10 protein-coding genes are annotated in these 13,062 nt (G+C 67.9%); 7 read left to right on the top strand and 3 right to left on the bottom strand.

The annotated features are described in order from the left end of the window. The first annotated feature begins 155 nt into the window (after nucleotides 1-155). From MIC448_RS01400 to MIC448_RS01390, 3 genes are all read left to right on the top strand, one after another. Nucleotides 156-1,097: a linear amide C-N hydrolase gene (locus MIC448_RS01400; RefSeq protein WP_036294908.1), complete on the top strand. Its 942-nt coding sequence runs from the start codon at nucleotides 156-158 to the stop codon at nucleotides 1,095-1,097. 300 nt (nucleotides 1,098-1,397) lie between these two features. Beyond that, entirely contained in the window at nucleotides 1,398-3,119 is a 1,722-nt protein-coding gene (gene treS, locus MIC448_RS01395; RefSeq protein ID WP_243419831.1) for a maltose alpha-D-glucosyltransferase, read from the top strand. Then, nucleotides 3,116-4,594 (top strand): phosphotransferase, encoded by a 1,479-nt coding sequence (locus MIC448_RS01390; protein WP_036294905.1) that lies wholly within the window; start codon nucleotides 3,116-3,118, stop codon nucleotides 4,592-4,594. The genes treS and MIC448_RS01390 overlap by 4 nt, the downstream gene beginning before the upstream one ends. Before the next feature lie 87 nt (nucleotides 4,595-4,681). Here the strand turns inward: MIC448_RS01390 and ispG are convergent, their stop codons facing one another. Together ispG and MIC448_RS01380 are read right to left on the bottom strand one after the other, a co-directional pair. Continuing rightward, nucleotides 4,682-5,833, bottom strand: coding sequence for a flavodoxin-dependent (E)-4-hydroxy-3-methylbut-2-enyl-diphosphate synthase (gene ispG / locus MIC448_RS01385; protein WP_181003414.1), 1,152 nt, complete (start codon nucleotides 5,831-5,833; stop codon nucleotides 4,682-4,684). A 46-nt stretch (nucleotides 5,834-5,879) separates the two neighbouring features. Beyond that, nucleotides 5,880-6,158 (bottom strand): 2TM domain-containing protein, encoded by a 279-nt coding sequence (locus MIC448_RS01380; protein ID WP_036294901.1) that lies wholly within the window; start codon nucleotides 6,156-6,158, stop codon nucleotides 5,880-5,882. A gap of 203 nt (nucleotides 6,159-6,361) precedes the next feature. Here MIC448_RS01380 and MIC448_RS01375 point away from each other — a divergent pair, with 203 nt between their 5' ends. Next, the gene (locus MIC448_RS01375) at nucleotides 6,362-8,287 is read left to right on the top strand and encodes a chorismate-binding protein (RefSeq protein WP_036294897.1); all 1,926 of its coding nucleotides are present in this window, start codon (nucleotides 6,362-6,364) and stop codon (nucleotides 8,285-8,287) included. A 77-nt stretch (nucleotides 8,288-8,364) separates the two neighbouring features. Here MIC448_RS01375 and MIC448_RS01370 read toward each other — a convergent pair whose 3' ends face one another. Then, nucleotides 8,365-9,750, bottom strand: a complete 1,386-nt coding sequence (locus tag MIC448_RS01370; protein ID WP_036294894.1) for an RIP metalloprotease — start codon at nucleotides 9,748-9,750, stop codon at nucleotides 8,365-8,367. A 124-nt stretch (nucleotides 9,751-9,874) separates the two neighbouring features. On the opposite strand from MIC448_RS01370, the gene MIC448_RS01365 reads away from it, so the two are divergent. From MIC448_RS01365 to MIC448_RS01355, 3 genes are all read left to right on the top strand, one after another. After that, nucleotides 9,875-10,483 carry a hypothetical protein gene (locus MIC448_RS01365; protein WP_144237953.1) on the top strand — a complete coding sequence of 203 codons (609 nt, stop codon included), beginning with the start codon at nucleotides 9,875-9,877 and terminating at the stop codon, nucleotides 10,481-10,483. Between the two features lie 86 nt (nucleotides 10,484-10,569). Beyond that, the gene (locus tag MIC448_RS01360) at nucleotides 10,570-11,301 is read left to right on the top strand and encodes a YcnI family protein (RefSeq protein ID WP_036294892.1); all 732 of its coding nucleotides are present in this window, start codon (nucleotides 10,570-10,572) and stop codon (nucleotides 11,299-11,301) included. A gap of 103 nt (nucleotides 11,302-11,404) precedes the next feature. Further along, a complete protein-coding gene (locus tag MIC448_RS01355) occupies nucleotides 11,405-13,051 on the top strand; it encodes a Mur ligase family protein (RefSeq protein ID WP_199484392.1) in 1,647 nt (548 codons plus the stop codon). Nucleotides 13,052-13,062: the final 11 nt, after the last annotated feature.

The following is a 13,062-nucleotide window of genomic DNA, read 5'->3' as shown; positions in this document are numbered from 1 at the left end:
CCCCCCGCGCGCTCGCCCCGTCCCCGCTCGCCCCCCGCGCTCGCCCCGCTCACCTGGCACTCGTTGCTGGTTGGTTGCCCCGGACACGACATCTACTGCCAGGTGAGCGGACCGTAGCTGGGCCACGATCACGCCTCCCGGGTAGGTTCACCCGCGTGTGCACCCGCATCTTCTGGAACGACAACCCGGTCGCCAAGACCGTCGCCCGGTGCATGGACTGGGCGGTCAGCGACGAATCCGAGCTCTGGTACGTCCCCGCCGGGCAGCAACGCTCGGGCGACGCGGGGGACGGATCCCACACGTGGGTCTCGCAGCACGCCAACGTCGTCGTCAGCATGTGGGGCATCGGCACGGTCGACGGACTGAACGACGCGGGTCTCGCAGCCCACGCGTTGTACCTGGACCCGACCGATGTCTCGTTCCCCGCGCCCGACCAACGCCCGGCCGTCGCGCACACGATGTGGGTCCAGTACCTGCTCGACAACTTCGCCACCGTTGCGGAGGCGGTCGCGGCGGTGGAAGGCATCCGGATCGTCGCTCCTCTCCTCCGCGGCGAGAGCTTCGGCGTGCACATCGCCCTCGAAGACAGCACCGGCGACTCAGCGATCATCGAGCCGATCGATGGACGGATGGTCGTGCACCATGGCAGCGAGTTCACGGTGATGGCGAACTCGCCGACGCTCGACCAGCAGCTCGACAACCTCTCGCGCTACCGCCCGTTCGGTGGCGAGCTGCCTCCGCCAGGCGACATCACGTCGCAGGATCGGTTCGTGCGCGCCTCCTACTTCCTGCACTATCTGCCCGAGCCCACGAGCCTCGACGAGGCCGTCGCCGGGGTCGTGCAGTTGATCGCGAACGTCTCGGTGCCGTACGGCGCTCCGTACGCTGACGGCGGTGTCTATCCGACGTGGTGGCGCTCGGCGGCGGACCTCACGAACCGCACCTACTTCTTCGGCTCCACGCGGAGTCCGGGCATCTTCTGGATCGACGTGCCCTCGCTCGCGGGCACCACCGAGATCCTCCGCCTCGACCCGCGCGACACGTCGCTGGTCGGCGACGAGACATCCCGACTCGAGCCCGCCGCCCTCCGCTACTAGATCGGCGGCATCGAGCTGTCAGAGAACGCTCGATATGTCGACCGGATGCAGCGGTTCGTGACAGCTCGACGCGCCGACCGGGCGGAGGCCGGGCACACCAGGGCATACCCGATGGTCGCCGCCCGCGCAACGGGTGCCCGGAGGATCGCGCAATGAGGACGCCTGTGACAGGTTAGAGAGGTGGTTCACCGTCTGCCTGCCACCTCGTACGCGTAGGACCAGCGACGACCGCATCCGAGTGAGGACGAACGTATGACTGCCGCCGCAGAGCCCGCCCCGTATACGGCTTCGATCCCGATCATGACGCAGGAGCCTTTTCCGGATACGCCGGGCAGTCCCGAGCCGGAATGGTTCAAGACCGCGGTGTTCTACGAGGTGCTCGTCCGCTCTTTCAAGGACGGGGATGGCGACGGCACCGGCGACTTCCGCGGGTTGATCGACAAACTCGACTATCTGAAGTGGCTCGGCGTCGATTGCCTCTGGGTCCCGCCCTTCTTCCCCTCGCCCCTGCGCGATGACGGGTACGACGTGGCCGACTACACCGGGGTCCTGCCAGAGCTCGGTACCGTGGCGGACTTCCAGGTGTTCCTGAATGCGGCGCATGAGCGCGACATCCGCGTGATCATCGACTTCGTCATGAACCACACCAGCGACGAGCACCCGTGGTTCCAGGCGAGCCGCAACGATCCGGATGGCCCGTACGGCGACTTCTATGTGTGGAGCGACACCGACGAGCTCTACGAGGATGCCCGGATCATCTTCGTCGATACCGAGCCGAGCAACTGGACCTGGGATCCGGTACGCAAACAGTACTTCTGGCACCGTTTCTTCTCGCACCAGCCCGACCTCAACTTCGACAACCCCAAGGTGCACGAGGCGATGATCGACGCCATGCGGTTCTGGCTCGACATGGGACTAGACGGGTTCCGCTTGGATGCTGTCCCCTACCTTTACGAGCGGCCGGGCACGAACGGCGAGAACCTGCCCGAGACCCACGAGTTCTTGCGGAAGGTGCGCAAGATCGTCGACACCGAGTACCCGAGCCGGGTGCTGCTCGCCGAGGCGAATCAATGGCCGTCCGATGTCGTCGATTACTTCGGAGACCCGGATGTCGGGGGCGACGAATGCCACATGTGCTTCCATTTCCCGGTCATGCCCCGCATCTTCATGGCGGTACGCCGCGAATCGCGCTTCCCGATCAGCGAGATCCTTGCCGAGACGCCATCGATTCCGTCCGGATGCCAGTGGGGAATCTTCCTTCGAAACCACGACGAGCTCACGCTCGAGATGGTGACGGACGAGGACCGCGACTACATGTGGAACGAGTATGCCCAAGACCCGCGAATGAAGGCCAACATCGGCATCCGTCGCCGTCTCGCGCCCCTGCTCGATAACGACATCGACCGTATCGAGCTGTTCACGGCGCTGCTGCTGTCGCTGCCCGGATCGCCGGTGCTCTACTACGGCGACGAGATCGGGATGGGCGACAACATCTGGCTCGGGGATCGCGACGGCGTCCGCACGCCCATGCAGTGGACCTCCGATCGCAACGCGGGATTCTCGACCGCGAACCCGGGCAAGCTCGACCGCCCCATCGTCCAGGACCCGGTCTACGGGTACCTCGCCGTCAACGTCGAGGCCCAGCAGGAGGACCGATCCTCCCTGCTGCACTGGACGCGCCAGATGATCCAGGCGCGCAAACGCCACCCGGCATTCGGGCTCGGCAGCTTCAACGACCTCGGCGGCTCGAACCCGTCCGTCCTGTCTTATTCGCGCGAACACACCAACGAAGACGGCTCTGTCGACGTGATCGTCTGCGTCAACAACCTGTCGCAGTTCCCCCAACCCGTGGAACTCGACATGCGCCGTTTTGAGGGAATGGTGCCCGTGGAGCTCGTGGGTGGTGCACCGTTCCCCCGGATCGGCGAGCTGCCTTACTTGTTGACCCTCGGCGGTCACGGGTTCTACTGGTTCCAACTGCACGAGCCGGCGACGGAGTCGGAGGAGGTGGGGTTGCTGTGAGCGACATCGATTACGCCCTGTTGGAGAGCTATCTGGTTCGGACACGCTGGTTCGGCGGGAAGGGACGCCCGTTCCGGGTTTCACAGGCACGGGTGCTCGCTGAGCTCTCGGCACCCGAGCGGCCGAGCGTGACGGTCTACCTCGTCACCGTGGAGTATGCCGACGAGGTCGGCGGCACCGAGCTATACCAGGTGCCGCTGGCGGGCTACAACGACATCGAAGACCGCATCGGCCACGCGTACGTCGGCGCCCTCGAGCTCGACGGGCACCAGCGGCACCTGTACGACGCCGTGCACGACCGCGACGCCATGGCGCTGTGGCTGGACGCATTCGTGGCCGCCGAAGCGAGCGGCCAAGCCGACGCCGGTGGGTTGCGGTTCCATCGGCTGCCGGGCGGCGAGCCCCTCGATCCCGAGCAGCGCCCCTCGCCGATGACGGGTGAGCAATCCAACTCGTCCGTCCGTTTCGACGACACCGCGATGATGAAGATCTTCCGCAAGCTCAGCCCGGGAGTGAACCCCGACATCGAGATTCACGAGGAGCTCACGCGGGGTGAGTCGGAGTACATCGCCGAGCTGTACGGGTGGATCGAGGCGACGGTCGACGGCGAGGTCATCCAGCTGGCCATGCTGCAGGAGTTCCTCCGCACCGCCACCGACGGGTTCGAGCTCGCGATGGCGAGTGTCCGCACGTTGCTGGCGGATCTCGAACAGGGAGCGGATGACTCGGGTGGCGATTTCGCGGGAGAGGCCGCGCGCCTCGGCGAAGCCCTCGCCAAGGTGCATGCGGTGCTTCGCGAGCGTTTCCCGGCCGCTCGGACCGGGCAGGAGGCCACCGCAGCTCTCGCGGCCGCCATGAGCGAGCGCCTGGACCAGGCACTCCGGGTGGTGCCCGAGATCGAGCCCCACGCCGACCGACTCCGCGCCGTCTACTCCGAGGTCGCGGCGCTCGACGGACTCGACGTGCAGCGCGTGCACGGCGACCTGCATCTCGGCCAGACGCTGCGCACGTCACGCGGTTGGCGCCTCGTGGACTTCGAGGGCGAGCCGGGCCGACCCTTCGCGGAGCGGGCGCTGCCCGATTCGCCGTGGAGAGATGTCGCCGGCATGCTGCGTTCGTTCGACTACGCACCCGGTGTCGTCGAGATGTCGTTGGCCGGAACGAGCCGGATCATCGATGAGGACGAGTGGGCTTTGCGGGGCGAACGGGCAAGTGAGTGGTCGTCGCGGGCACGCAGTCACTTCGTCGACGGATACGTCGCCGCTCTGCGTTCCCCGGAGGCCGACGGGGCCTCGGACGACGATGGCGCTGACACCCCGCACACCGAGGACGCGGCGAGCGCCCACGAGCGTCGCGTCCTGCTCGCGGCATACGTCGCCGACAAGGCCGTTTACGAGGTCGTCTACGAAAAGCGCAACCGCCCCGCGTGGGTGGGAATCCCGTTGGCGGCTCTCGCGCGCATCAACGCCGAGTAACTGAGAGCCAAACCGGGTGGCCCGGGTCAGGGCTCACTCAGCTCGGGGGTTGCCTGGGGTCAGGCTTGCCCGCTCAGCTTGCTCCGCTCAGGCGGTGACGACCTGTGCGGTGCCCGGCGCAGCATTCGGGCCCATCTCATCCGCCAGGCGGTTCGCCTCTTCGATGAGCGTTGCGACGATCTCCGACTCGGGGACGGTCTTGATGACCTGGCCCTTCACGAAGATCTGTCCCTTGCCGTTTCCGGATGCGACGCCCAAGTCGGCCTCGCGCGCCTCGCCGGGGCCGTTGACGACACAGCCCATGACCGCAACGCGGAGCGGGACGGTCATGTCCTTCAGTCCCTCTGTCACGTCGTCCGCCAGCGTGTAGACGTCAACCTGCGCGCGCCCGCACGACGGGCACGAGACGATCTCGAGCTTGCGCTCGCGCAGGTTCAGCGACTGCAGGATCTGGTGGCCGACCTTGACCTCTTCGGCGGGCGGGGCCGAAAGCGAGACGCGAATGGTGTCGCCGATCCCCTCGCCGAGCAGGATGCCGAATGCCGTTGCGGACTTGATCGTGCCCTGGAACGCCGGGCCCGCCTCGGTGACGCCGAGGTGCAGGGGCCAGTCGCCCATCTCGGCCAGGAGACGGTATGCCTTGACCATCACGACCGGGTCGTTGTGCTTGACCGAGATCTTGAAGTCGTGGAAGTCGTGCTCTTCGAAGAGGGATGCTTCCCAGCGAGCGCTTTCGGCGAGCGCCTCGGGCGTCGCTTTGCCGTACTTCTGGAGCAGCCGCGGGTCGAGGGAACCGGCGTTCACGCCGATGCGGAGCGAGACTCCGGCGGCCTTCGCCGCAGCGGCGATCGCGCCGACCTGATCATCGAACTTCCGGATGTTTCCCGGGTTCACGCGCACGGCTGCACAGCCCGCGTCGATCGCCTGGAAGACATACTTCGGCTGGAAGTGGATATCGGCGATGACCGGGATCTGGCTCTTCTTCGCGATGATGTGCAGCACATCCGCGTCGTCCTGAGAGGGCACGGCCACGCGCACGATTTCGCAGCCGGATGCCGTGAGCTCGGCGATCTGCTGAAGCGTGGCGTTGATATTGGTTGTCGGCGTCGTACACATCGACTGCACGCTGACCGGCGCATCGCCACCGACGAGCACCTTGCCGACGCGGATCTGTCGACTCTTGCGACGAGGCGCGAGAACATCCGGCACCTTCGGCATCCCGAGATTTACTGCTGGCACGCACCCAGCCTACGCGGGTGCCGCGGGGGCGAGGCCCGCTCCCAGCTCACTCGGAGAGGCGCTTCATCTCGCTTTGAATCTGCCCCTCGCTCGGACCGCTCGCCCCGGCGCCGAAAGCACGGATGCCGGTGAACACGACGCCGATCGCGATTCCCGCGATCGGCCAGATCGGCCAGAAGCCCTCGAACCCGCCGGACATTCCCCCCGAGAACGCCCAGATCAGGACGAACAGCAGACTCAGCACCACCCAAGTGATGAGTGCCTGCCAGAAGTGGTTCTTTGCTTTCAGGCTGCTGATGGCACGCCCGCGAAGATCGTCGCTCATGGCGAAAGCATAGGGATGGCCGCTGCCCGTCGGTAGTCCCGAGGCACCGACGGGCGCGTGCTATCGTGACGGCATGTCCGCGAACCGTTCCTGGTGGCCCGCCTCTTAGGCGGTGTGTTCGCGTTTCCACGAATCCAGACCGCCCGCCGTGGCGGTCTTTTCGTTGAGCGACCGCCCCGCCGGGCCGAGCCGAAGGACCCACGATGACCGGCCATCGCCCCCCCAGTGATGCGGATGGCAGCGAGCTGCTGCAGCGCCTGCGCGACTCCGCGGAGGATCGTCCCCTCATTCTGATCGCGCGCGATGGCGCGGATGTCGAGGTCCTCACGGGCACCGTCGTCGATGTCGAGCTGCTTGCCGACATCCCCTTGGTCGACGCGGACGGATCCCCGCAGGAGGTCCTGGCGCTGGTTCCGTACCGCCAGGTGCGCGAGCGTGGGTTCGAGTGTCACGACGATGGAGCACCGCTTCGATGCATCATCGTCGCCGAGCGCGGCACCGTGTCTCGGGACGAAGCGATGCGCGTGCTGCCCGCCACGCCTGTGCCCCTGCACGACACCGGGTTCGACGTCTCCGACGAGGACTACGCCGAGATCGTGCGCGATGTGATCGCCGACGAGATCGGACGCGGTGAGGGAGCGAACTTCGTCATCCGCCGCGACTTCACCGCCCGCGTAGACGCCGATCCGCGCGAGACCGCGCTGACCTGGTTCCGCGCGCTGCTCGAGCACGAGCGCGGCGCGTACTGGACCTTCGCGATCGTCACTCCGGGCCACGTCGCGGTGGGTGCAAGTCCCGAGGCGCACGTCAGCGCGAGCGGCGGCGTCGTCACGATGAACCCCATCTCGGGCACGTTCCGTCACCCCGCGGGCGGCTCGACGCCGGAAGCTCTCGCCGCATTCCTCGAGAACACGAAAGAGACCGAAGAGCTCTTCATGGTCGTCGACGAAGAGCTGAAGATGATGAGTGCCGTCTGCTCGGATGGCGGGCGCATCACGGGTCCGCATCTGAAGGAGATGTCGCGGCTTACGCACACCGAGTACATGCTGCGGGGGCGCAGCATGCTCGATCCTCGAGACATCCTGCGCGAGACGATGTTCGCGCCGACCGTCACGGGCTCGCCCATGCAGAACGCCTGCACGGTGATCCGCCGGCACGAGACGAGTGCCCGGGGCTATTACTCCGGTGTGGCCGCGCTCTTCACCCCGAACGGCGACGCACACGATCTGGATGCGCCGATCCTCATCCGCACGGCCTACCTCGTCGAGGGGCGCCTGCGGGTTCCGGTCGGCGCGACGCTCGTGCGCCACTCGGACCCGGATGGCGAGGTCGGCGAAACGCACGGCAAGGCCGCGGGTCTGCTCGGTGCGATCGGCGCGGTTCCGCGCGAAAGTGCGCCCGCACCCGTCGCGGATCCGGATGCGCCGACCACGCCGCGCGCGCCTCTCGCGGAGGACCCGGCGATCGCGACGCTGCTCGCCTCACGCAACTCCCGTCTGGCTCCGTTCTGGTTGAATCCGCAGGATGCCGACGCCCCGGGCCCGTTCGTCGGTCGCAGCGCGCTCGTGGTCGACGCTGAGGACCGCTTCACGACGATGCTCGCGCACCAGTTGCGCCATCTCGGGTTGACCGTGCGCATCGCGCATTGGTCCGAGGTGTCAGATGCCGAGGCATCCGATGCAGAGTTGCTGATCGCCGGCCCCGGACCGGGCGACCCGCTCGACGACAGCCCGCGGATGCGCCGCATGCGCGAAATCGTGTCGGCGCGGCTGGCGTCTGGGCGCCCGCTACTCGCCGTGTGCTTGAGCCACCAGATTCTGGCGAACACGCTCGGAATGACCCTGGCGCCGCTGGTCCGCCCGCACCAGGGTCTGCAGCTGAGCGTCGACGTGTTCGGCAAACGCCCGTCGATCGGGTTCTACAACACGTTCACGGTCAGCGTCGAGCCCGGAACGACGCGGGTCGGTCACACCGAGATCGCGGCGGACCCGGTATCCGGCGACGTCTATGCGATGCGCGGACCCGGATATGCGTCGGTGCAGGGGCATCTGGAATCGATCCTGTCGCGCGACGGCATCGAAACGCTCGAGCGCTTGATCGCACAGGCCTTCGCCCCGGTCGACGCCTGACCCGACGGTCACTGAGCCTGTCGAAGTGACCAGCAGCACCCTTCGACAAGCTCAGGGAGCGTGCGAGCGCGCGCCCATCAGTTGAACAGCTGGATCGGATTGAACACGTCGGACAGCAGCAGCAGCGCGCCCATCCCGATCAGCAGAATCACGACGACGAACGTGACGGGCACAAGTTTGGTCGCATCGACCGGCTTCGGCGGCGGGCGACGGAACAGGCGCGCCCATGCCTTCTTCACGCCCTCCCACAGCGCGACGACGATGTGACCGCCGTCGAGCGGTAGCAGGGGCACCAGGTTGAAAACGAACAGCGCGATGTTGAGCGAGCCCAGCAGCCCGAGTAGCACGGAGATCCGGCTGAGGATCGGCGCATCCGTCGAAGCGACCTCGCCCGCGATCAGGCCAACGCCCACGACGCTCATCGGGCCGTTCGGGTCACGCTCGCCGCCGGTGAACAGTGCAACGCCCGTCTCGTACAACTTCACCGGCAACTGCGCGACGATGCCGACCACGGCACCGACGTTCTCGATCGCGGCTTGCGGACCGGTCCAGATCGGCTGACTCTGCAGTTCGTTCGCCGGGGTGATACCGACGAAGCCGACATCCTGGGTCTCCGCCACGCCGTCCGCGTCGACGACCGGCTGCCCGGCGTCGTCGTAGACGGGGCGCTCGGCGAGCAGGGGCGTGACCGCGAGGGTCTGTTGTGCACCGTCCCGCTCGATCTCGAAGTTCAGGCGTGTGCCGGGGTTGTCCCGGATGATGGCGGATGCCTCGTCGAACGTCGCGACGGGTGTTCCATCGATCGACAGGATGCGGTCGCCGGGAAGGATGCCGGCTGCCGCCGCGGGGCTCGCGGGGTCGTTCGGGCCGCACTCGGTCTGTTCGGATCCGGCCGCGACGACGCACTCGCTCACAGCGGCGACGGAGGTGGAGGCGCTCTGCACCCCGATGCCGCTGAACACCAGCATGAAGAGCAGGATGGCGAGCAACAGGTTCATGACCGGGCCACCGAGCATGATGATGATGCGCTTGTAGACCGGCAGGCGATAGAAGGTCCGCGTGTCGGCGGTGCCGATCATCGTCTCTTCGTTGGCTACGCGCGCGTCCTGGATCATCGCCGCGAACATTCCCGCCGCACGGCCCTGGCGCGGCTGCGCTCCCGCTCCGTCAGCGTCGGCGTCATAAGCGCCCACTCGCGCGACCTCGGCCTCGCGTTCGGCGGGCGTCGGGGGGTACATGCCCGACATCCAGATGTACCCGCCGATCGGAAGAGCCTTGATGCCGTACTCGGTCTCACCGATTTTTCGCGACCACAGAGTGGGGCCGAGCCCGATCATGTATCGACCGACGCGCACACCGAAGAGCTTGGCGGGCACCAGGTGCCCGACCTCATGCAACGCGATGGAGATCGCCAGGCCGACGACGATGACGAGCAAGCCAATGGCGAAAGTCAGCACGGTCACGGGCCCACGCTACCGCCGGTTGCTTGGAGCGCGCCCCGAGGGTCGTTTGCGTGAGGCCGGAGGGGCTGGAGGACGCGGCTAAAGTTGACGGGGAGCACAGCGAAACGAGCGGATGGGGGCCGGCATGCGCACACGTCAACTGCGCGCGCTCCGCGGCTCGGCCGCAGCCACGATCGCCGTTCTCTTCGCTGCCGTCTCGCACACGATCGGCGGCGGCTCCGCGCCGAGCGTCGCGATCCTGCTCGGGGTGTCTGCGCTCGCCTGGCCGGTCACAACGGCGCTCGTCGGTCGGGGGCTCCGTCCCCTCGGGCTCGCGTCGGCCGTGATCATCACACAGGTGGCTCTTCACATCGTCTTCGCACTGACCTCGGGCCCCGGTGCGTCCGCGGGCTCACTGACCCAGAGCCTTGCCACGCACCAGCACGGTCACGTCGTCATGGACTCCGCGGGAGCTGTCGCTCAGATCGTTCTGCCCTCGCCAGCGATGCTCGCCGCGCACGCGCTCGCTGCCGTCGCGTCCTTCCTGGCACTGTTCGCCGGCGAACGGATGCTTCGGGCTATCGCGGCATGGACCCTCCGTCTCCTCGCGCGTGCCGCCGTCGCCGCGCGCGGCTCCACCTCGGTTCCGCGTGCGAGCTTCGTGGTCGCACCGGCACCTCTCTTCCGATTCGGTCGGGGCGCTGTTCGCCGCCGCGGGCCACCTCTGCAGTGGGGCGACGCACTCGTCGCATGATCCGCCGGGCAATCCGCTCGCGCGTTCCCCACGAATCCGTTGCAGCGGCTCATCGCCGCGCGGCGTCCACAGAGAGAACTTCGAACATGAACAGCACGACCCCTGCACCTACCCGTTCCGCCCGCCGCCGCTTCGGCGCCCGGGCCGCAGCCGCAGTCCTCGCCTCGGCGGCGCTCGTCGTCGCGGCCCCCCTGGCCGCACAGGCACACGTCACCGCGACACCGGATGCCGCGACCGCCGGCGGCTACGGCACTCTGAACTTCGCGTTCAGCCACGGTTGCGACGGGTCGTCGACGACTGCACTCGAGATCACGATCCCCGAGGGACTCGCCTCGGTTTACCCCACCATCGAAGCAGGATGGCAGATCGACGTGCAGCGTGATGGCGAGAACGGCCCCATTTCGCTGATCACCTACACCGCCGACGAGCCGGTCCCTGACGGGATCCGCGCGACCGTCGTCCTCGGTGTGCAATACGCCGAAGACACCGCGGGCGAGACGCTCGCCTTCCCGGTGAACCAGGTGTGCGAGGTGGGCAACACCGACTGGGCCGAGATCGCCGAGGACGGGGTCGACCCGCACTCCCTCGACGCTCCGGCACCCACGGTCGCCGTCGGGGACGCGACCTCGGACGAGCACGGTTCGGATCACTCGGACGCGGAGCAGTCCGACTCCGACGCAGAGGACATGACCGACGCGTCCGCGACCGCCTCGACGGAGGCATCCGCTCTGCCGATCGTGCTGGGTGGTGCGGGACTGGTTCTCGGCGCCGGCGCGCTCGTCGTCGCCCTGCTCGCCTTCCGCCGCACCCGCAGCTAACGTACGATCCCGGATGCCTCGGCCCGGTCGTCCCTCGCGGGCGACCGGGCCGAGGTGCTCCCTCCGAGGCATCCGTCCACTCGTCTGATTAGATGGAGGCGCCATGACGACACCCGCCTCTGAATCATCGTCTGACTCGACCCCGGGTGCGTCGCGGCTTCCGCCGGTGCTCCGGCCCGAGCGGCCGCCCGTGCGCTCGTTGCAGGCACTCGCCGACCGGTACGCGACGGCCGTGCACGGCGACATCGCCGACGCCACGGTCTCGGGCATCACGCTGGCCACCGCCGATCTGCGCCCGGGCGAAGCTTTCGTTGCGATCCGGGGCGTCAACCGACACGGCGCCGAGTTCGCGACGCAGGTTGCCGAAAAGGGCGCCGTCGCCGTGATCACGGATGCCGCGGGCGCGGACATTGCGGCCAGCGCCGGCCTGCCCATCATCGTCGTCGAGGATCCGCGCGCGATGCTCGGAGATCTGTCGGCCTGGGTCTACGGCACCGGCCCGGGCGATGACCTGCCGATCCTGCTCGGCACGACCGGCACGAACGGCAAGACCAGCACGTCACACCTTCTCGCCGGCATCCTCGAACAGCTCGGGGTGGTCGTCGGGCTCAGTTCCACCGCCGAGCGGCACATCGCCGGAGAGGTCATCGTCTCTCGGCTCACCACGCCCGAGGCATCCGAATTCCACGCCCTCCTCGCCCTGATGCGCGAGCGTGGCGTCGAGGCAGTCGCGGTCGAGGTGAGCGCTCAGGCGCTGAGCCGTCACCGCGTCGACGGGCTCGTCTTCGACGTCGCGGCGTTCACGAACCTCACCCACGATCACCTCGACGACTACCCCGACATGCGGGCCTATCTCGAGGCGAAGTTGCCCCTGTTCCAGCCCGATCGCGCCCGCCGCGGTGTGGTCTCACTCGACTCGGCCGCGGGCGCCGAGTTCGTCACGAGCTCGGGCATTCCGGTCGTCACGATCGGCACGCCCGCGATCGCCGCCGATCCCGGGTCCGCCGCAGCGGCCGACTGGACGGTCACGATCCACGACGAAACGCAGGCCGGCACGCGGTTCACGCTGTCCGGCCCCGACGGCGACCTGACCACCGTCGTCCCCGTCATCGGCCCACACATGGCCGCGAACGCAGGCCTCGCGATCGTCATGCTGCGCGAGGCCGGATATTCGTGGGAGCGGATCGTCCAGGCACTGGAGCGCGACGGCACGATCCATGCGTACCTACCCGGCCGCACGGAACGTGTCTCGGGTGATCGCGGACCCGCGGTGTTCGTCGACTTCGGACACTCCCCCGACGCCTTCGAAAAGACCCTCGCCGCGGTGCGCCGCGTCACGCCGGGCCGGGTGCTGATGCTCTTCGGCGCGGATGGCGATCGCGATGCCACCAAACGCCACGACATGGGGCGGACGGCGGTGCAGGGCAGCGACATCCTCGTCGTCACCGACCACCACCCGCGCTTCGAGGACCCGGACTCGATCCGCGCGACCCTGATCGAGGGGGCGCGACGCGCGCGGCCGGATGCCGAGATCCACGAGTACTCGCCGCCCGAGCTTGCTATCGAGGCGGCCGTCGATATGGTCGGCGAGGGCGATGCGATTCTCTGGGCGGGCCCGGGGCATCAGGACTATCGCGACATCCGCGGTGTGCGCACACCGTACTCGGCGCGCGAGCTCGCGAGGCGGGCGCTCAAGGCGCGCGGTTGGCCGGTGCCGGAGCCGCACTGGCCGGTCCCCTACCCCGACTGACACGCACACAC

Origin of the sequence: Microbacterium sp. C448, from assembly GCF_000582705.2 — a bacterium.
Lineage (GTDB): Bacteria > Actinomycetota > Actinomycetes > Actinomycetales > Microbacteriaceae > Microbacterium > Microbacterium lacus_A.
This window is presented reverse-complemented; position numbering and strand designations above follow the sequence as displayed.